This window comes from Bradyrhizobium sp. USDA 3397 (genome assembly GCF_054060965.1).
Map to the genome: position 1 here is coordinate 573,201 of NZ_JBSSDS010000001.1, position 18,370 is coordinate 591,570.

An 18,370-nucleotide genomic window follows, 5' to 3' on the forward strand; every position below is an offset into this window, starting at 1 on the left:
CTGAATCACTGCTATCCTTGAGTCGCAACTGCCGCGTTTTTCAACAAAATCGGCCAGAAGCCGACTCGTCCGCGAAGGGCCCAGCCCCGGTGCTGTCACGCTTAGCGAGCGGGTTTGGACGCGAGGAAAATGTAACGATTGCTGCTGAAAAAATACCGACCGGTTTCATTCAGCCGGGCCAACTCGTCGTACCATTGGCTCAGCTCTTCGGCCGGAAGTTCGTTCTTGCGCCCCACGAAATCCCGGATGAAACCCGCTAGGCCGGTGCTGTAGGCGGTATCGACCCATTGGAGATTGAGAATTGGGAATACGACCGCTTCGTCGACTCGAAAACCTGCACTGACCAAACGAGCGCCTAGTGACCTAGGCAGACGCGGGTGGGCACAATGCGTTTCCCAAGACTTCAAGACCAGAGCCATGCGATCTGGCAAATCCGAAAACCATATAACACTATCCCAATCCGTCGCGACAAACACCGCTCGGCCACCTTCCGTTAGCACTCGGAACGCCTCGGTAAGCGCGCGGCTGACGTCCTGGATGTACTCCACGACTTGCGTGCAAACGACAGCATCAAAGGAAGTGGCGGGTTGAGCGAGTTGAGTGGCGTCTCCTACGGCATACGACAGCCATCTCGGCGGACTTCGCCGCCTGCATAATTCGATCAAATCACCCGAAATATCAATTCCGACAACTGCACCATCGCTGCCAACCAAACTAGAAATGCTTTCGCACAAAAAGCCAGGACCACAACCTACATCCAGCACGTGCTCACCTGACAAGGGAGCGAGAAGCCGAACAGTCTCTGCCCGTTGTTCGACCACATCCTTTGTCAGGTACAGGTGTTCCAGCCGTCGTGCGGCGTCTTCAGTGAATTCGAGCCCACTCATGGTAGCCTCAAGAATTCAATTTGCCTGGCGAAGTATAGCGTGAAATGAGGCTCCCGGTCGATGGCCGCGAGGTCGGCTTTGGGTCATTCGCGACGTTCTGGCCCAGCCCCGGTTAGGTCCGATCTACCTCTAACTCCGGACGTGTTTGCGGTTGCGAAGGGCCAGGAGCCGACCTCCGACTTGAGAGTGATCGACGGATTTCGCTCGAATTTCTAATCGGATGGACGAAGATTTGTGCACCAATCTTCTCTATCATTGAAAGCCGATTGGAGGATGTTGTCTCTCTATGCTTTCACTTGGCATCCTATGGGCGGTCCTCGCCTCCACGGCCGCGTGGGGATCATTTCACTTCGCCCGGCGTGATGCACGCTCGACATCTTGGATGAAAATCGCCGTTGCCGGGTCTTTGTTGCTCGTGACCGCAGCGGCACCTCTTTGGCTACGAGGTGACGTCATAGGAGAAGGCTTGACAGCTCACCTCCTGCTACTCGCATTCTGGGCAATGATCGGTGTTGGTGCGCCTCTGTGCCTTGGGTCCGTAGCGGGTACACTAGGTGCAATGTACAGGAACCGGCGACAATAATCGTTGAGTGCGGTCCTCCGCACCCCGGCGGCGCCGCTATGGTCCGCTTCGGGTCAAAATCCGCGGTCCGACCGTTCTGCTCGTCCGGTCCGGTTTCTCTGCGAGAGCAGGCTTCGCGGCGGTTCATGGGCCGTTCGGCTGAGGGCCAATGAGCTGACATTCGACGCAAACGCGCGCCATTTCGCTCACGGCGGCTGAAGTGCTCTTGCTATTGCTCCGACGACGTCGCGGTTAGCCGCCGGTCGATGGGATCGAACGAAAATGAAACGGGAGGCCACGGATATATCCGTTTCGGAGCGACCATCCTGGCCGATGAGTATCAATCCGGCGCCGCCATTTGCCACATTCAGAATGATCGGCTCGCCGCTCCATGTCTTGATCGGGTCCATTCCGATGATGAGAAATTCGCCGATAGGCTGGTCGAAATATTGAAGACGCAATTGTGGGCCGACTTCGGCCGCAGCGAGTTCGAGGCCGAACTGCTGGGCGCGTGCGTAAACGTTAGCCAAAGTCACGGTATCGGACGTGAATCCAAGCTGCGCAGGCGATAGATCGAGAAGCTCCACATATGTCTTCCGAGAGCTAACGGTGAACGTCGGCCTAGCAAGGATTTCAGCGGCCTGACCGCCGACATTGCAGCCCTTGCTATCGAGTTCGTTGCGCAAGGCAAGAGAGTCGGCGAAGGTCCCTATTGCGATCGTCTTCCATGTCGCAACGTCGCGCGCGGACTTAATAGGCTGTTGCGACGCCGGGGCCGAGCGCGAGCTTCAGCTTGTTTTGCAACACGTCGCGCGCCGCGCATTGAGCGGACGCGGCGCTCGCAAAGGAAATGACGCAGGCGGCCGAGAGTATGGAAGCCAAAACGTAGAGGAAAGGTCGGCTTGCTTGGTTATGACCTGCCGCGCACCGGGCTCGGCTTGAAAAAATACACATGGCAAATGACTTTTCAAAAACCTTTGGACTGGAAAATCCCGTTTCCGAGTCAGCGGAAGAACGGAGGGAAATGAGGTCCAATAAACATTTCACTGCCCGCTTTTTGAATGCGTCCGGAGGCGGGGCTCATGGCCAAGTATTGCAATTTCCAAAATGGCAGGCAGCCGGACGCTGCGCCACCGTTTCGAGGCGGTGCCCTTCTAATCGGGCTTCTTCCGACCGTACTCCGTTTAACCAAGGCAGCATGTGAACCAGCTCACAGCCTCCTTAGACGCGTGCAGTCGCCTGATTGCACCGTTTCGAACAAAGGCGACAACTATGTGTCAAGAACACGAATGGCACCGAACGCGTGAGCTGCGGGAATCCTGCTCAACCAAGCGATCAGCAGACATGCTCGTTTCAAGAAAGCGCAACACCGGGGGACGCCTGGATGTCGCCCTGCAGGAACTCTCGCAGACGCGTGAAGTACAGACAGAGCTTGCCCCTTGCGCGGCGTCGCAAGGGGCGGGCGGGACAGAGTCAATTCCCCTCGGCGTGCAACAAGTCACTCTGTTGAAACGCCTTCATTCAGCCGTTTTAATTTCCGCCTCGAGGCAAAGGCAGCCCTCGCAACCCGGAATGACCTGGATCAGGCGACCCTTGATCCTTACTTCGCGCGGAGCCTCTGCAGCCGCTTCACGGCTAATTCGTCGCCTGGATGTAGTCTTAAGACGGTCTCATAGTCGCGATACGCACGATCAAGCTCACTCGCCAGTTCATAGGCCAGGCCTCGGTATCTGAGGGCTGTAGTCGAATTGGGGTCGAGTTCGACAGCCTTATCCAAGCTTTCGATCGCGGCCTTCTCATTCTTCAGTTTGAGATGAGCGGCTCCGACACCCACGCGAAGTCGATAGGTATCGCTTAGCGTGAGATGTCCGAGCGCCAACGCCTTGTCGTAATCCTCCAGCGCGGTTTGCGGTCGGTCGGAACGATTGTAGGCCTCGGCCCTTCCGAGCATGAATAGACCTGATGTCGGCGCAAGCTTTATCGCTTCGTCAAACCGTTTGATCGCTTCGTCGAATTTGCCCTGCTCCATGAGCGCCAGCCCCTGACCGTTGGGGAAAGCCCCGTTATCCGGGAACAGCCTCCCCGCGGCGGTGTAGTCGGCTAGCGCAAGTTCGAAGTGACCTCGGTGGTGATAAAAAACGCCGCGGTCCAGATAAGCGCGCGGGTCGGTAGAGCCGACCATTTCGACGGCCGCGGTAAGGTCGGCTTCGGCTTGATCCCATCTTTTTGCAAGCTGAGCGGTTACACCCCTCATCCGCAGCAGCTCCGCCCGGTCCTTGAGGCTGATTTGCCGTTCGAGTCCTTTGGAGTAGATTTGAATGGCTCGGTCATAGTCCAGTTTGCTTACGGCAACGGCAGCCGCCGTCTGGTAAGTCTCGGCATCGGACGCAATTGCCGCAGAACAGAAGGGCCAGAGCACGGACAGGAAGGCAATCCCGCGCAGGACCCGCCGCAGCTCCAAGCCCACTTTCATTTGCTTCTCCGGCCTGAAAAAACGTTCTTGCCGATGGTAACTCAATCGGCAGCAAGGCCCATGGAACGCTGCAACGTTAACGCGGATTGCGGTTAAACAATCGTCAAGCGAGTAGAGGCCATTCGCCGTTGCCGTTCTCATCCGGAGGAGGCCGCCTCAAGCGGGCGTCTCGAAGGATGGCCGCAGCGAAAAGCTCTCAAATGCCAGTCCTCCGTTGGATCCAACCAGTTGCAATCGCATCCGCCCAAGTGCGCATTCCTTTGCTGAGGGCGAGTTCAGCCATAGGCGCGTTATCGTAAGGCACGTACCGGATGGTCGAGAGCCACCCTTTTCCTTGGTACTCCAAAATTGCGTAGCAAGCATGCGGCGTGCCGACTTCAACCACGTAAGGAACGGGCGTCCTTCCGTCGTAACCGGGCAATCCAACGCTGCCGGGATTCACGACAAGTCGTCCATCTCTCAAAGGAACGATTCTAGGAATGTGAGTGTGTCAGCAGGATAACCTGGGCGTCGATCCCGTCGGCTTCTGGCTCGATGGCCTCGATTGGACTGGGGCGCATATCACCTTCGCGACTTACGTAGTCCAACCAAAAGGCAGCATCGTTTCGTGGCGACGCATGGCACAAGAACACATGTTCTCTGTACGTCAGCGTCGGCGGCATGCTGGCCAACCAATCGAAATGCCGACGTTCGAGCTGTCGGAAAATCGCTGCGAGCCGATGTGCCAGTCTGCCAGAGCTCGACGAGGATTCGATCCTGATCGCCCCGCACGGACGGAAAGCCTCGCTCAATCAGGAGGTCCGCAGTTCCGGCCGCCTCCAATGGGCCGCTGACGTGATCACCGAGATTAACGACCTCCGTGCATTCAGCTCGTTGGTAGAGCGCCAGCGTCCCATCGCTGCCTCCAGATACGGGCGAAGCAGGATGGGTTTCGCAAGGGCTTCAACCCATCCTACGTGCTTGCCGATGTCAGCAGGTAATTCTCGTCGCCGATGCTGAGCAGCCGCAGGTCACAATGGAAGAGGGCCTGGCCGCGATGCGGCAGAACGAGGTTGAACTCGCCAGTCTATCTGCCCACCTGGGCGAGCATCGTCTCCTGATGACGAATGTCCGGCCAACCCAGCATTCGCTCTCTATCACGACAGGCCGGGGGTTACCCCAAGCCGACCGAGACCGGGGAGCTTGAGCGCCGGGCGTCGGATGTCGATGCCGAGCACGGCGCCGAACAAATTGATCTCCAGACCTTCGACCCAGCCGAGCGAGAAGCCGATGTATCCGGCAAGCGAGGCGTAGATGCCTGTGCCGGACGCCGTTACGCCGAACCATTTGCCGGTGTACGGGAAGTCCTTGCCGATCGCGGTCGGCGGCAGCACGGCGCGGAGTTCGGGGACGGAGTCGAGTGCGGCCTGCACGAAGGTGTTCGAATTGGGCCCAGGCCAGACGCTGTAATCTCCATAGGATCGAAACCTGTAGTTTTCGACCACATGCCTGATCTTCGGGATCAGCGCCTCCGCACGCTCGCCATCGACGGCCACGACGATTTCAGGCACAGCGCCGAACCATCGCCCGTCCGGAGCGAAGCCGTTGGTGCGGATCGGCTCGCCCCAGGCCGTGTAGTCGTACCTTGTGTACGTCGGCGCATCTTTCTCTTTGACGACGATCCAGGTGTGAATCGCGAAGATGCCGCGCCATCTCACCGTTCTTGCTCCGAACACCCGTATGACGGCCTCACGGTGATCGGCCGCGGCGGTCAATAGACCCGCGCTGGAGCGGTCGGCCGTTTGCCAGTTCTGGCCATCGCCCAGCCAAAAATATCTCGCCGCCGATGCGGCAAGCGGTGCGAAGACGAGGAACAGAAAGATGAGCAACGGCTTTTTCAAGGGAGCGGTGACGGCGGGGATCTTCGACAAGCATATAGTTCGCATCGATGTCGACGCCATAGCCGCCGCCCCGGTCGTCGGACGGGCCTGTCACCTCGGTCGGACGGGCACGAGATCGATCGAGTTGTTCCGCAACCGTCATCGGATGGAGCTTGCGCATGGACATGAAGGAAGCCGCGGCAATGACCGAAGCCTCCGGGCTGACGGACGATCAGGGCGGCATAGAGCGGACTTCAGGCCCGCGGCCGGGTTCCGGAGAGCAAGGAGGAGCTTTTGCTCCGCAGGCCCGCACGCCGTCGCCAGAGCCGGCGAAGCGATGGGCTGATCAGTTGCGCGAGGTGACGGTGAGGGCGCCGTTACGGTCCTTGCTCGTCGCTTTCCTGGCCGGAGCATGGATCGCTCGCCGCCGCTAGGAACTGTGACAAGGAAGCAAGCGGCTTCAGGCGCTGGCATAGGAAAGGGTGGAAGATGAGGGTTCTGGTTTTGACGGCGACTGTCCTTCTGGGCACCATCTCGTTTTCCATGGCGCAAAGCTCAGGAGGCGGTTCAGGCGGTGCTTCATCCGCTGGAGGGGCGGGCGCAACCGGGTCGGGCGGCACGGCTGGCTCGACGCTCTCGAACGGAACGACGCTGAGCGGAACCGGCGGTTCGCCGGGGCCCAACACGCTTAATGCAAAGGGCCAGGGAACGACGGGCCAGAGACTCGGCGTGACCCCGCCCGGTCAGGAGGGCGGCGGATCTCGACCGACTTACAACACGCCAGCCGCCGACGCCGCCATCCAGCAGCTTGGAAACACCAACACGGGTATCCTTAAGAAGTAGCGGTGATCAAGGCGGTCCGGAATCCCCCGCACAAAGGCGGTTGGTATTCATCGTTCAGCGACGCCAATGAGTGCGGTCGAGCTTATCGGCAGCACCGGACGACCATCGGCTCTGGCCCGCACCTCGGCAATCACCGCCGCCTTTTCGATGTCGTCCAGGCTGGTCCAGTCGGGCGACATGCCGAAGAGCGTGTCAGGCGCATCGAGCGCCGCGACGTCGAGCAGAAAATCGTGGGTCACCACGTCGATCCGGGGATTGCGATAGCCGCCAGTGACGAGCGCCTGGGCGAAATCGTCCGGATCGCTCAGGGCCTGAACGGCTTCAGGCGTTGCCATGCCCGGCCGATCAGGGAACAGCTTTTGCCGCACTTCGCCCAACAGGAGGAAGGTCGCCGCGCCCCGTTTCCGCCAGGTCGCGACCACGCCATGCCCCCCGGGTCGTGTCACCCGTCGCATCTCGGCCAAACCCTTGCGCCAATCGGGGAACATGATGACACCGAAGATCGAAAAGACGGCATCGAAATGCGCGTCGGGCAGATCGAGTGCCTGTCCGTCCATGACCCGCGCCTCCACATTGGGTAGACCAGCGGCGGCGATGCATTTGACCATGCCGGGCGAGAAGTCGGTCGCCAGGACTCGTGCGCCGGTGCGAGCGGCTGCGAGGGCGAGCGCGCCGGTGCCGGCTGCCACGTCGAGAACATGACTCTGAGGGGGCAGGGTTACGCGCGCCAACGCCGCCTCCGCAAACAGGGCGGTGAAAGGGTGCGCGGTCTCTCGATAATGCCTGGCTGCGCTGTCCCAGTGGTCTGGATGCTCAAACTGTCGCACGTCCGATACCTCACGAGTCATGTAACTTTATATGTATCATGACTGCGTGCCCTTGCCAATGATGGGATGCATGCGAAAGATCAGCCGATGCGAAACGACAGCCGCCTTTCCCGAATGCTGCATGTGCTGCTCCACATGGCGCGACATGACGGCCCCATGACGTCGGAGGCGATCGGCACGATGCTGGGGACCAATCCGGTCGTCGTTCGCCGCACATTGGCGGGGCTGCGCGATGCGGGCTATGTCCGGTCGGACAAAGGGCATGGCGGCGGCTGGGTCATCGCGTGCGACCTCGAGCGCGTGTCACTTCTCGATGTCTATCGTGCGGTCGGTGGTCCCCGGCTATTTGCGATCGGGAACGAGCATTCCAACCCGGACTGCGCAGTCGAGCAACTCGTCAACGCAGCGGTGGACGATGTCCTTCGCGATGCCGAAGCATTGCTGGTCGAGAGGCTGGGCGCGGTGAGCCTCGCAGACCTGAGCAAAGGTCTCGACGCGCGCTGCGCAGGCGATCCCAAGTGGCAGCTCGAACGGGTTGGCCGCTAAAGCTCTCTTCTTGTCGCAATTCCGGCTGCTCCGGCCAATGCCGAGAAGTGAAGCATCTTCTTGCCATGGGGCATTCAACGAGGCGCGCCGTTCGTCCGCAGGGATCGAACGAAATCGATCACTGCCAGCACCACGACGCAGACAACGATGACGATGAGCGGAATGGCCTTGATCCAGACCAGCAGGATTCCAAGAAATGCGATCATGAGCGCGAGGCCGATGAGTCCGGTGATCAGATTGGTCATCGCACTTTCCTTTTCTCGGCGCCGGGAGCGGAGTTCGATCCGGCGCTCGGGGCGTTGCGCCGACCGCTACCACGCGTGCGCCCGATGGTCTTGATCAGCCAGTGCGCCGTGCGCAAGAGGCGGGCGTCGTTGCCGCGGCGGCCGACGAGCTGGACGCCCAGCGGAAGGCCCGTTTCCGAGCGCATCAATGGCAGGCTGATGGCGGGTACGCCGAGATAGGTCCAGAGCGAGCAGAAAGCCGGGTTGCCGGTCGTTTCGATTCCGGGTGCCGCGCCCGGCGCTGCGGGCGTCAGGATGGCGTCGTATTCATCGAAAAGGTGGTCCAGGGCCTGGTTGAGCGGCGCAATTCCGGCCAGAGCGTTGCAATAATCCATCGCAAGATGCGCGCGGCCGCGCGCGATCGCCTCACGCAGGCGCGTGCTCAGCCTGTCGCCGCCGCGCTGGTCATCGCGCCGCAGATTGTGGGCCATATCAACTTCCATGATGATGCGGTGCATGTCGACGGCCCCGTCGAAGCTCGGCCCAAGCTCGACCTCGCTGCACGCTTCGCCCAAAGCGTCGACGAGCTCGGCAAAGGCTTCACGCATCTCCGGCTCGGCCTGATCCCAGACCGGAGAGCGCACGAAGGCAAATCGCGGCGGCAACGGCGGCTCGCTCGCCGCGATCACAGAGAATGGCGGGCGCGCAACTGGCCGGGTGTCCGGATCCTCCGGGTCGAAGTCGACCATGACCTCCGCCAGCAGGGCCGCGTCCTCGACGCTGCGCCCGAACACGCCGACATGGTCGAGCGTGCGCGACAGCTGGAGCGCGCCGCTGCGTGGAATGAGGCCATGCGTGGGCTTGAAGCCGACCACGCCGCAGAAGGCGGCAGGACGGATCACCGAACCGTTGGTCTGCGAGCCGATGGCACCCGGCACCATCAGCGCCGCGACGGCCGCGGCGGAGCCCGAGGACGATCCGCCGGGGGTGTGATTTGGGTTGTGCGGATTTCGGGTCTTGCCTGGATTGTAGTACGCGTACTCGGTGGTCACCGTCTTGCCGAGGATCACCGCGCCTGCGGCCCGCAGACGCGCCACGGCCGCCGCATCGCGCCGCGGCGTGCGTCCGGCCCACAGCTCCGATCCGAATTCCGTCGGCATGTCGCCGGTGTCGAAGATATCCTTGATGCCCACGGGCACGCCATGCAGCGGGCCTGTGGCCTTGCCGTGCTTGCGATGATCGTCGGCCGCCTCGGCCTGCCGCATCGCGTGGTCGCGATCGAGAAACGCCCACGCCTGGATATCGCGATCGACCTCATCGATGCGCCTGAGGCAGTCGCCGACGAGCTCCACCGAGCTGAGCCGGCCGTCGCGGATGCCGGCCGCAGCCTCCGCGAGACCGAGCGCGTTGAGACTCATGCGCAGCCTCTCGTCGGTTTGCCGGGTCCGCTCATCGCGCCCCATAGAGATAGCTCGGCAGCCACAATGCGATCCCCGGGAAGATGTAGACCAGTGCCATGGTGAGGAAGACCAGGCCGACGAACGGAAGCGCGCCGGAGAAGATGTCGGTCAGCTTCACCTCAGGCGGCGCCACGCCCTTCAGATAGAAGGCCGCCATCGCGACCGGCGGCGTGTTGAAGGCCGTCTGCGTGTTCAGTGCCACCAGAATGCCGAAGAAGATCGGATCGATGCCGTACTGGGGAAGCAGCGGCAGGAAGATCGGCACGAAGATGATGATGATCTCGGTCCATTCCAGCGGCCAGCCGAGCAGAAAGATGATGAGCTGGGTCAGCAGCAGGAACTGGATCGGCGAAAGGTTCATCGACGTGAAGAACTGCTCCACCACCGATTGTCCGCCAAGTACGGCAAATACCGCCGAAAACGTCCAGGAGCCGATGAACAGGTAGCAGACCATCGCCGTGGCGCGCACGGTCAGATACACGGATTCGCGTATCATCTCGTAATTCAGCGAACGATAGGCGGCCGCCAGCACGATGCTCATGAGGGCTCCAATCGCGGCCGCCTCGGATGGCGTCGCCAGGCCGAACAGGATCGCGCCGAGCACCGAAACGATCAGCAACGCAAGCGGCAGGAACGACGTGGCGAGCGCCCAGATGACCTTCGAGGTCGGCACGTCGGTCTGCTCGCGCGGCAGCTTCGGCGCGAGCGCGGGATTGATGATCGCGCGCGTCATGGCATAGAGGACATACAAGCCGGCCAGCATGAACCCGGGAAAGAACGCGGCCGCGTAAAGCTTGACCGCCGAGACGCCGGCGGTCGCGGCATAGACGATCAGGAGAATGCTCGGCGGAATCAGGATGCCGAGGCAGCCACCGGCGCAGACGACGCCCGCCGACAGCTTGGCGTCATAGCCGGCTCGCAGCATCGCCGGCAATGCCAGCAGCCCCATCAGCGTGACGACGGCGCCGACGATGCCGGTGGCGGTGGCGAACATCGCGCATGTGATGAGGGTGGCCACGGCAAGCGCGCCCGGCACGTTCTTCATCGACAGCTGCAGCGAGTAGAACAGGCGGTCGAGGATGTTTGCGCGCTCGATCAAATAACCCATGAACAGGAATAGCGGAACCGCCACCAGCACGTCGCTGGATGTGACCTCGAACGTCTTCTGCACCAGAAGCGTGAAGATGCGGTTCTGGAAGAAGTCCTGACCGGGGGTGTAGTAGGCATAGTAGCCGAAGGAGACGCCCATCGCCATCAGCGTGAAGGCGATCGGGAAGCCGAGCATGATGATGAAGATGAAGAGGCCCAGCATCAGCATGCCGAGTTGAGGATCGGTCATGCGCCTGGTCCCTTTTCGCTCTGCGGCTCAGCCGCGTGCTGCTGATGTTCGCGGATGACGAGGCTCTCGGTCTCCTCCACGTCGTGCAGGCGTTGCGGCCATCGGCCGGTGCGGATGCACAGCACGCAGCGGATGATTTCGGCGACCCCTTGCAGGAACAGAAGGAAACCGGTGAGCGGGATCAGCGCCTTCAGTGGAAACACCGGCACGCCGGCCGGACTGAAGATGCTGACTTCGCGGAAGCGCACCGACATCTGGGCGTAGTTCCAGCCCGAATACATCAAGGCCGCGATCGCCGGCAGGAAGAACAGGATATAGAGGACGAGGTCCATCGTCGCCTGGGTGCGCGGCGACCAGAGGCGGTAGACCACGTCGGCGCGAACATGGCCGTTTCGCGAGAGCGTGTACGCGCCGGCCATCAGGAACATCGCCCCATAGGTGATGTAGCTGATGTCGAAAGCCCAGGTGGTCGGCGCACGCAGCACGTAGCGCACGAATACCTCGTAGCTGACACCCAGGGTGAGGACGAGGATCAGCCAGGCGAACGCCTTGCCCACCCACGTGCTGAGCTCGTCGATGAAGAACAGGAATTTCGTCATGCGAGCTGAACTCGCTGCGAGCAGTCCATCCGGATGTCCCCCTCCAAATCGTGGGCGGCGCTTCAATTGCGCCGCCCCTCACGATACCGCCCATGCGGTGCGCTGCGACAGCCGTCAGACCTTGAGCACGCCCGGGAAGTGATGCTCGAAGGCACCGCGGTAGTCCGTCGCGTTGTTCATGTTGTAGTAAACCACGCGGCGCACCCATTCCTTCTGCGAATCCATCACCTTCTTCATGAACGGGTCCGAGCCGAGCTGGGCGATCAGACCGTCCCAGGCCTTGATCTGCGCGTCGAACACCGACTTCGGTGTCCGCTGGACGTTGACCTTGTCCTTGTTGATCAGCTCCTGGAGGTCCTTCGAATAATAATCCATGGCCTTCCATTCGTTGGCGGAGGACACGGCTTCGGCGGCGTATTGCAGGATCGCCTGCTGTTCCTTCGGCAGCGCGTTGAATTTCGTCCGGTTGAACATGATCTCGAAATATTCCGTCGCCTGATGATGGCTGCCCATCATGTAGTTCTTGGCGACGTCCTGCGCGCCGAAGCGGCGGTCCGAGGTCGGATTGTTGAACTCGAACCCGTCGATCACGCCGCGCTCCATCGCGGGCACGATCTCGCCGCCGGGCAGCTGCGCGACGGATGCACCCATCGCCTGGAAGAGATCGGCGGCCAGACCCACCGTGCGATATTTCAAGCCCTTGAGATCGGCGTCGCTAGTGATCGGCTTCTTGAACCAGCCGAGCGGCTGGGTCGGCATCGGCATCGCGAAGAAGCTCTTGATGTTGACGTTCATGATCTTGGTCTGGAGCTCCTCGAATAGCTCCTTGCCGCCGCCGTTGTGGATCCAGCCGAGGCCTTCGTTGGCGTTGAAGCCGAACACCGGGCCGGTGCCGAACAGCGAGGCGGCCTTGTGCTTGCCGTACCAGTAGACCGTCACCGTGTGTGCCGCGTCGATCTGGCCGCCATGAACGCCGTCGAAGACCTGGAACGGATGCACGACCGAGCCGCCGACCAGATAGTCGATGCGCAGCCGGCCTCCCGCCATCTCGTTGACGCGCTTCACATAATCTTCGGCCATCTCGTTGAAGACGTCGGCCTTGCCCCACGAGCCCTGCATCTTCAGGGTCGCTGTCTGCGCCCGGCTGATTTGCGGCATGGCGATGGTGGCAGCGCCGGCCGCGCCGGCGGTCAGCAGGAATTTGCGACGAGTTGTTCTGGTCTTTTCAGACTTTGCAGTCATTGACGTCCTCCCTGGCGGCCTGGTTATTCGAACGCGCTTCAGTGCGCTTGCCGTTGTTAACCGCTGGAGGTATGCCGCATTCCAGCGACTTTGATCACAGTTTGGACGCATTGCCGGCATCCGACAAGCCCCGGTGTCGCATTATTGGTCTTAGACGTTCGACTCCAGGCAGTCCGACATTCACGCGCCTGTCGCGGCGCAGCATAGGATTGGATCATCCGGGCTTCATTTCCAATCCCGTTCGTTGTGAACTCGACTGTGGCGGCGGAAGCGGATCTGGTCATCCAGCCCGGCCGTCGCCATCAACAAAAGCACAGAGGGGGGATCATCATGCCTGCATTGTCACGCCGCGATTTCCTGGCACTCTCGACGTCGGCGGCAGCCGTCGGCCTCGCCGCGCCCGCGCGCGGGGCGATGGGGCCGAACGACAAGTACGATCTGGTGATCCGGGGCGGCGAGGTGCTCGATCCCAGCCAGTCGCTGCGCGCCAGGCGCGATATCGGCATCCGCTGGGGCACGATCGAGGCGGTCCAGGAGACGATCCCGGCCGAGCGCGCGCAAAAGAGCATCGACGCCGCGGGCAAGCTGGTGATGCCCGGCCTGATCGATCTGCATTGTCACGTCTATCCCTACGGCTCGGCCATCGGCATTCCCGCCGACGAGCTGGTGCAGTTCCAGGGCACGACGACCGTCGTGTCGGCGGGCGATGCCGGCGTTAACAATCTGGCGGCGTTGCGCCGCTTCATCGTGGCCCAGACGCGGGCGCGGATGTACGCCTTCGTCCACATCGCCAATAACGGCCTGTCGGCGTTCCCGGTCGCCGAGCTCCACAACATCGACACCGCGCAGACCGAAGCCTGCGCCATGGCACTGGCCGAGAATTCGGACTTCCTGCTCGGGGTCAAGGTACGCATGTCGGAAAACGTCATCTTCAAGCACGGGCTCGAGCCGCTCAAGCGCGGCATCCAGGCGTGCGAGATGTGCGGATGGCCGGCGAAGATGATGGTGCATATCGGCGGGGTCGAATCCAAGGAGCTGATGTCTGAGATCCTCGACCTGATGCGCCCCGGCGACGTGCTGACGCATGCCTATTCGGGCGCCCCGAACATGTCGAGCGTCTTCACGAATATCGTTCAGGACGGCAAGCTGCTGCCTGCGGCTCTCGCGGCCAAGCAGCGCGGCGTCATGTTCGACGTCGGGCATGGCGGCGGCAGCTTCGATTTCACCGTGGCGGACGTGGCGATCCCCGGCGGATGCGCTCCTGATACCATCTCTTCCGACATCCACGTCTTCTCCGGCAATTCGCCGGGCATACCCTTCCTGCCCAACGTGATGAGCAAGTTCATGACGCTCGGTTTCACGCTGGAGCAGGTGGTCGCAATGGCAACGACCGCGCCGGCCAAAATCATCAACCGTGCGCCGAAGATCGGCACGCTTCAGGTCGGTGCGCCCGCCGACGTCGCGATCATGGAGCTGGTCGAGGGACCCGTCAGCTTCGTTGATACGCGCAACAACAAAAGGGAAGGGAAAGCCCACCTCAAGCCGGTCCAGACCGTCATCAACGGCGTGCCGTTCGGGCGGCCCTATCAGGCTCCTTTCTCAGTGAGATAGAGAGCCGATCTCAAGCCTTTTTGAGATTTCGGCGAAAAGTTCTTACAGGCCGGGCGTGACCCCGAAGCGGCCGAGGCCGGGCAGCTTGAGCGCCGGGCGTCGGATGTCGCCTGTGCCGGACGCAATTGGCCCGAGCCATTTGTCCGTAGGCCCCAAAGCCGAACGGTCATGGGCCGAATGGGCCGAATGGGCCGGATCCCGGCCTGTCCCGGGCTTCCCCTTGCAGCCCGCATGCCGTATGACGCTGCAACGCAAAAATGCCCCGAAAAATGTCCTCATGATCCGCCTCGACAACGTCAGCAAGCAAGCCGGCCATCAGATCCTGTTCATCGAAGCCTCCGCGGCCCTCAACAAGGGGGAGAAGATCGGTCTCGTCGGGCCGAACGGCGCCGGAAAGAGCACGCTGTTCCGGATGATCGCCGGTGAGGAACTGCCCGACGAGGGTCAGGTCTCGACCGATCGCGGCATCACCATCGGCTATTTCAACCAGGACGTCGGCGAGATGAGTGGCCGCAGCGCGGTGGCCGAGGTGATGGATGGCGCCGGTCCCGTCAGCGAGGTCGCGGCCGAATTGCGCGAGCTTGAGGCCGCCATGGCCGACCCCGACAAGGCCGACCAGATGGACGAGATCATCGCCCGCTACGGCGAGGTGCAGCACCGGTTCGAGGAGCTCGACGGCTATGCGCTCGACGGCCGCGCGCGCGAGGCGCTGGCGGGGCTCGGCTTCAGCCAGGAGATGATGGACGGCGACGTCGGAAAACTCTCCGGCGGCTGGAAGATGCGCGTGGCGCTGGCGCGTATTCTCCTGATGCGTCCCGACGTGATGCTGCTCGACGAGCCGAGCAACCATCTCGATCTCGAAAGCCTGATCTGGCTGGAAAAATTCCTGCACGATTACGAGGGCACGCTGCTGATGACCTCGCACGACCGCGAGTTCATCAACCGCGTGATCTCCAAGGTGATCGAGATCGATTCCGGCTCGCTCACCACCTACACCGGCGATTACGAATTCTACGAGCAGCAGCGGGCGCAGAACGAGAAGCAGCAGCAGGCGCAGTTCGAGCGCCAGCAGGCCATGCTCGCCAAGGAGATCAAGTTCATCGAGCGCTTCAAGGCGCGCGCCTCGCATGCGGCGCAGGTGCAGAGCCGGGTCAAGAAGCTCGACAAGATCGAGCGGGTCGAGCCGCCGCGGCGCCGCCAGAGCGTCGCGTTCGACTTCCTGCCGGCGCCGCGCTCGGGCGAGGACGTCGTGGCGCTCAAGAACGTGCACAAGGGCTATGGCTCAAAGCGCATCTATGACGGGCTGGACTTCATGATCCGGCGCAAGGAGCGCTGGTGCGTGATGGGCGTCAACGGCGCCGGCAAATCGACGCTGCTCAAGCTGGTTGCCGGCGCGAGCGAGCCCGACGAGGGCACCGTGGCACTCGGCGGCAGCGTCAAAATGGGCTATTTCGCCCAGCACGCGATGGATCTGCTCGACGGCGAGCGCACCGTGTTCCAATCGCTGGAGGACGCGTTTCCGACCGCGGGGCAGGGCTCCTTGCGCGCGCTCGCCGGCTGCTTCGGCTTCTCCGGCGACGACGTCGAGAAGCGCTGCCGCGTGCTCTCGGGCGGCGAGAAGGCGCGCCTCGTGATGGCCAAGATGCTGTTCGACCCGCCGAACTTCCTGGTGCTGGACGAGCCCACCAACCATCTCGACCTCGCCACCAAGGAAATGCTGATCAATGCGCTGTCGGATTTCGAGGGCACCATGCTGTTCGTCTCGCACGACCGGCATTTCTTGGCGACGCTGTCGAACCGCGTGCTGGAGCTGACGCCCGAAGGCATCCACCAATATGGCGGCGGCTACACCGAATATGTCGCGCGCACCGGCCAGGAGGCGCCGGGGTTGCGGAGCTAATCTCTGCTGTTGCCGGTGAGCCTGGCGATCGCCTCGATCTCGTTGGTCCAGATGCCGCCGGAATAGCTTTGCGGCAGCCGCGCAAGCAATTCCGGCGTATCGATGCCGGTGGAGAACTCGCCGCCGCTGTAGGGGCCGAGCGCGAACACAGCGCTGTTGACGGCGTTCATGCGCGCGAGAAAGCGATCGGGCCAGCCCCATAGCCAGGGGGCGACGTTGATTGGCACCAGCACCATCGCGTTGCGGCAGGCCTCTGGGACGAGACCGGTCCAGCCGTATCCGATATAGCGTGCCAGGCAGCTTTTGATAGACTTCCGCGAGATCGTGCGGACATCCGGGGCGAGGCGACGGATCACGTCGATGGGCTCGTCGCCGCCATAGACCATGATGGTGCTACGCCGCCCGGCCGACAACGTGGTCAGCACGCCGGCAAGTTTCTCGCCTTCGTCCGGGTCCCGGCTCTTCACGTTGATGAGCAACTGCTTGTCGGGGAAGGCGGCGAACACCTCCGACAAGGTCGGCATCATGCCGACGCCCTTGCCGCGGAACGGGAAGGTCTTGCCGCCGTCCGCGGTGTAGCCGTAGCCGATATCGAGCGTCTTCAGCTTTGCCACGCTCTGCGCGCGGGTGACGCCGAGGCCGTCGGTCCGGCAGTCGAGTGTCCAGTCATGGAAGACGGCGAACTCGCCGTCACTGGTTGGGTGCACGTCGAGCTCGACCACGTCGGCACCGGCCTCGAAGCTCGCGCGCATCGAGCGCAGCGTGTTTTCGAGATAGTCGTGCACCGGCGGCAGCATCCGCGCGGCGGTGCAGGTATCGTTCTTCAGGTCGCGTTCATCGAACCGCTGCGCCATGCCGCGATGGGCGAGCAGCACCGGCTTGCCATCCCGATGTGGCGCCAGAAGGCTTGTGTTGTTGACGTAGATTGCAGCTGCGACGGCGATCGTGATCGCCGCGGTCACTTTCAGTTTCCTGCCCACCAGCCATTCCTCATTCCATGATCATCATCCTCATTGTTTGAGGTCGATTTGCGGCACCCCGCGCATGACGTCCCGGTACGGTCGGCGTCTTGAATGCCCCCCGTCTGTTCGTTACGCTTCGCAAAATGGGAGCGAACAACCATGAAGCAGCTGCGGATCGGCGACATCACCATCGATGCGGTGATCGAGCGGGAGGGGCCGTGGCGCCGGCCGCAGGATTTCTTCCCGGCCTATGACGAAGACGTGTTCGAGCGCCATCTGCCGACAATGGAGCCGGAGGTGTTCGACGCCGCGCGCGGCATGATGGTGATCACCTATCAGACCTTCGTGGTCCGCACGCCGCGTTACACCATCCTTGTCGACACCTGCACCGGCGAGGACAAGGGCCATCCGCCGCCGTTCGATTTTCCCGGCAAGGCGCGCTGGCGCAACGAATTGTTCGCGCTCGGCATCGGCTTCGAGCAGATCGATTACGTGTTCTGCACGCATCTGCACATCGACCATACCGGCTGGAACACGACCTTGCGCGACGGACGCTGGGTGCCGACGTTTCCCAACGCGAAATATGTCTTCCACAAGGGCGAGTATGCGGCCTGGGAGGCCGAGCATGCCAAGGGCAACAATCCGCCCGGCACCGTCTTTCGCGACAATTGCCTGCCGATCGTCGAGGCCGGGCAGGCGCTGCTGGTCGACGACGACTACGCGCTCGACGATACCGTGACGCTGACCCCGACGCCGGGGCATTCGCCTTGTCATTGCTGCGTGAACATTTCTTCGAACGGCCAGCGCGCCGTGGTCGCGGGCGACCTCATGCATCACCAGATCCAGTGCCGCGAGCCGGGCTGGTCGGCGAAGCCGGATTGGGATGCGAAGCAGTCGGCGATGTCGCGACTAAAGTTCTTCGCCTCTGTTGCCGACACGGACACGCTGATCCTGCCGATCCATTTTCCGGCGCCGACGGCCGGGCTGATCAAGCCGTTCGGCGCCGCTTTCGATTACCGTTTCAAGCGCAAGTAGC

The 18,370-nt window shown here is 62.2% G+C and carries 18 protein-coding genes; 5 read left to right on the forward strand and 13 right to left on the reverse strand.

The features are described 5' to 3' along the window. Positions 1–101: 101 nt before the first annotated feature. The 6 genes from ACVWYQ_RS02720 to ACVWYQ_RS02745 all read right to left on the reverse strand — a co-directional run bounded on the left by ACVWYQ_RS02720 (position 102) and on the right by ACVWYQ_RS02745 (position 5,968). Positions 102–887 carry a methyltransferase domain-containing protein gene (locus ACVWYQ_RS02720; protein ID WP_404541472.1) on the reverse strand — a complete coding sequence of 262 codons (786 nt, stop codon included), beginning with the start codon at positions 885–887 and terminating at the stop codon, positions 102–104. Between the two features lie 768 nt (positions 888–1,655). Then, positions 1,656–2,135: a hypothetical protein gene (locus ACVWYQ_RS02725; protein ID WP_456725396.1), complete on the reverse strand. Its 480-nt coding sequence runs from the start codon at positions 2,133–2,135 to the stop codon at positions 1,656–1,658. A gap of 64 nt (positions 2,136–2,199) precedes the next feature. Beyond that, positions 2,200–2,484 (reverse strand): hypothetical protein, encoded by a 285-nt coding sequence (locus tag ACVWYQ_RS02730; RefSeq protein WP_456725397.1) that lies wholly within the window; start codon positions 2,482–2,484, stop codon positions 2,200–2,202. 565 nt (positions 2,485–3,049) lie between these two features. After that, complete coding sequence (locus tag ACVWYQ_RS02735) at positions 3,050–3,922, reverse strand: tetratricopeptide repeat protein (protein ID WP_404541468.1); 873 nt, start codon at positions 3,920–3,922, stop codon at positions 3,050–3,052. Between the two features lie 1,136 nt (positions 3,923–5,058). Next, positions 5,059–5,727 (reverse strand): DUF3750 domain-containing protein, encoded by a 669-nt coding sequence (locus ACVWYQ_RS02740; RefSeq protein WP_456727121.1) that lies wholly within the window; start codon positions 5,725–5,727, stop codon positions 5,059–5,061. Further along, positions 5,651–5,968 (reverse strand): hypothetical protein, encoded by a 318-nt coding sequence (locus ACVWYQ_RS02745; protein ID WP_456727238.1) that lies wholly within the window; start codon positions 5,966–5,968, stop codon positions 5,651–5,653. The genes ACVWYQ_RS02740 and ACVWYQ_RS02745 overlap by 77 nt, the downstream gene beginning before the upstream one ends. Here ACVWYQ_RS02745 and ACVWYQ_RS02750 point away from each other — a divergent pair. Then, complete coding sequence (locus ACVWYQ_RS02750; RefSeq protein WP_157284648.1) at positions 5,961–6,215, forward strand: hypothetical protein; 255 nt, start codon at positions 5,961–5,963, stop codon at positions 6,213–6,215. The two genes, ACVWYQ_RS02745 and ACVWYQ_RS02750, sit on opposite strands and share 8 nt — an antisense overlap. 456 nt (positions 6,216–6,671) lie before the next feature. Here the strand turns inward: ACVWYQ_RS02750 and ACVWYQ_RS02755 are convergent, their stop codons facing one another. Next, complete coding sequence (locus ACVWYQ_RS02755) at positions 6,672–7,355, reverse strand: class I SAM-dependent methyltransferase (protein ID WP_404541466.1); 684 nt, start codon at positions 7,353–7,355, stop codon at positions 6,672–6,674. Positions 7,356–7,538: 183 nt separating this feature from the next. Between ACVWYQ_RS02755 and ACVWYQ_RS02760 the strand changes: the two genes are divergently transcribed. Next, the gene (locus ACVWYQ_RS02760) at positions 7,539–7,997 is read left to right on the forward strand and encodes an Rrf2 family transcriptional regulator (protein ID WP_157284650.1); all 459 of its coding nucleotides are present in this window, start codon (positions 7,539–7,541) and stop codon (positions 7,995–7,997) included. 74 nt (positions 7,998–8,071) lie between these two features. On the opposite strand, the gene ACVWYQ_RS02765 is transcribed toward ACVWYQ_RS02760, so the two are convergent. The 5 genes from ACVWYQ_RS02765 to ACVWYQ_RS02785 all read right to left on the reverse strand — a co-directional run bounded on the left by ACVWYQ_RS02765 (position 8,072) and on the right by ACVWYQ_RS02785 (position 12,861). After that, entirely contained in the window at positions 8,072–8,242 is a 171-nt protein-coding gene (locus tag ACVWYQ_RS02765; RefSeq protein ID WP_271546878.1) for a hypothetical protein, read from the reverse strand. Beyond that, positions 8,239–9,639: an amidase gene (locus tag ACVWYQ_RS02770; protein ID WP_271546876.1), complete on the reverse strand. Its 1,401-nt coding sequence runs from the start codon at positions 9,637–9,639 to the stop codon at positions 8,239–8,241. Before ACVWYQ_RS02770 ends, ACVWYQ_RS02765 begins: the two co-directional genes overlap by 4 nt. 31 nt (positions 9,640–9,670) lie before the next feature. Continuing rightward, complete coding sequence (locus tag ACVWYQ_RS02775; protein ID WP_271546874.1) at positions 9,671–11,020, reverse strand: TRAP transporter large permease; 1,350 nt, start codon at positions 11,018–11,020, stop codon at positions 9,671–9,673. After that, positions 11,017–11,619 (reverse strand): TRAP transporter small permease subunit, encoded by a 603-nt coding sequence (locus tag ACVWYQ_RS02780; RefSeq protein ID WP_025035930.1) that lies wholly within the window; start codon positions 11,617–11,619, stop codon positions 11,017–11,019. Before ACVWYQ_RS02780 ends, ACVWYQ_RS02775 begins: the two co-directional genes overlap by 4 nt. Before the next feature lie 114 nt (positions 11,620–11,733). Continuing rightward, positions 11,734–12,861 (reverse strand): TRAP transporter substrate-binding protein, encoded by a 1,128-nt coding sequence (locus ACVWYQ_RS02785; protein WP_157284654.1) that lies wholly within the window; start codon positions 12,859–12,861, stop codon positions 11,734–11,736. A gap of 330 nt (positions 12,862–13,191) precedes the next feature. Between ACVWYQ_RS02785 and ACVWYQ_RS02790 the strand changes: the two genes are divergently transcribed. After that, on the forward strand, positions 13,192–14,472 hold the full coding sequence (locus tag ACVWYQ_RS02790) for an amidohydrolase/deacetylase family metallohydrolase (protein WP_271546870.1): 1,281 nt from the start codon (positions 13,192–13,194) through the stop codon (positions 14,470–14,472). A 277-nt stretch (positions 14,473–14,749) separates the two neighbouring features. Continuing rightward, the gene (locus ACVWYQ_RS02795; protein ID WP_456725398.1) at positions 14,750–16,372 is read left to right on the forward strand and encodes an ABC-F family ATP-binding cassette domain-containing protein; all 1,623 of its coding nucleotides are present in this window, start codon (positions 14,750–14,752) and stop codon (positions 16,370–16,372) included. Here ACVWYQ_RS02795 and ACVWYQ_RS02800 read toward each other — a convergent pair. Continuing rightward, a complete protein-coding gene (locus ACVWYQ_RS02800) occupies positions 16,369–17,352 on the reverse strand; it encodes a glycerophosphodiester phosphodiesterase family protein (protein ID WP_404541461.1) in 984 nt (327 codons plus the stop codon). The two genes, ACVWYQ_RS02795 and ACVWYQ_RS02800, sit on opposite strands and share 4 nt — an antisense overlap. A gap of 141 nt (positions 17,353–17,493) precedes the next feature. On the opposite strand from ACVWYQ_RS02800, the gene ACVWYQ_RS02805 reads away from it, so the two are divergent. Continuing rightward, complete coding sequence (locus ACVWYQ_RS02805; RefSeq protein WP_404541459.1) at positions 17,494–18,369, forward strand: MBL fold metallo-hydrolase; 876 nt, start codon at positions 17,494–17,496, stop codon at positions 18,367–18,369. Position 18,370: the final 1 nt, after the last annotated feature.

Coding starts and splice junctions, on each gene's coding strand:
- ACVWYQ_RS02720 (WP_404541472.1), bottom strand. CDS start 887: ATGAGTGGGCTCGAATTCACTGAAGACGCCGCACGACGGCTGGAACAC.
- ACVWYQ_RS02735 (WP_404541468.1), bottom strand. CDS start 3,922: ATGAAAGTGGGCTTGGAGCTGCGGCGGGTCCTGCGCGGGATTGCCTTC.
- ACVWYQ_RS02750 (WP_157284648.1), top strand. CDS start 5,961: ATGGACATGAAGGAAGCCGCGGCAATGACCGAAGCCTCCGGGCTGACG.
- ACVWYQ_RS02745 (WP_456727238.1), bottom strand. CDS start 5,968: ATGTCCATGCGCAAGCTCCATCCGATGACGGTTGCGGAACAACTCGAT.
- ACVWYQ_RS02760 (WP_157284650.1), top strand. CDS start 7,539: ATGCGAAACGACAGCCGCCTTTCCCGAATGCTGCATGTGCTGCTCCAC.
- ACVWYQ_RS02765 (WP_271546878.1), bottom strand. CDS start 8,242: ATGACCAATCTGATCACCGGACTCATCGGCCTCGCGCTCATGATCGCA.
- ACVWYQ_RS02770 (WP_271546876.1), bottom strand. CDS start 9,639: ATGAGTCTCAACGCGCTCGGTCTCGCGGAGGCTGCGGCCGGCATCCGC.
- ACVWYQ_RS02775 (WP_271546874.1), bottom strand. CDS start 11,020: ATGACCGATCCTCAACTCGGCATGCTGATGCTGGGCCTCTTCATCTTC.
- ACVWYQ_RS02780 (WP_025035930.1), bottom strand. CDS start 11,619: ATGACGAAATTCCTGTTCTTCATCGACGAGCTCAGCACGTGGGTGGGC.
- ACVWYQ_RS02785 (WP_157284654.1), bottom strand. CDS start 12,861: ATGACTGCAAAGTCTGAAAAGACCAGAACAACTCGTCGCAAATTCCTG.
- ACVWYQ_RS02790 (WP_271546870.1), top strand. CDS start 13,192: ATGCCTGCATTGTCACGCCGCGATTTCCTGGCACTCTCGACGTCGGCG.
- ACVWYQ_RS02795 (WP_456725398.1), top strand. CDS start 14,750: ATGATCCGCCTCGACAACGTCAGCAAGCAAGCCGGCCATCAGATCCTG.
- ACVWYQ_RS02805 (WP_404541459.1), top strand. CDS start 17,494: ATGAAGCAGCTGCGGATCGGCGACATCACCATCGATGCGGTGATCGAG.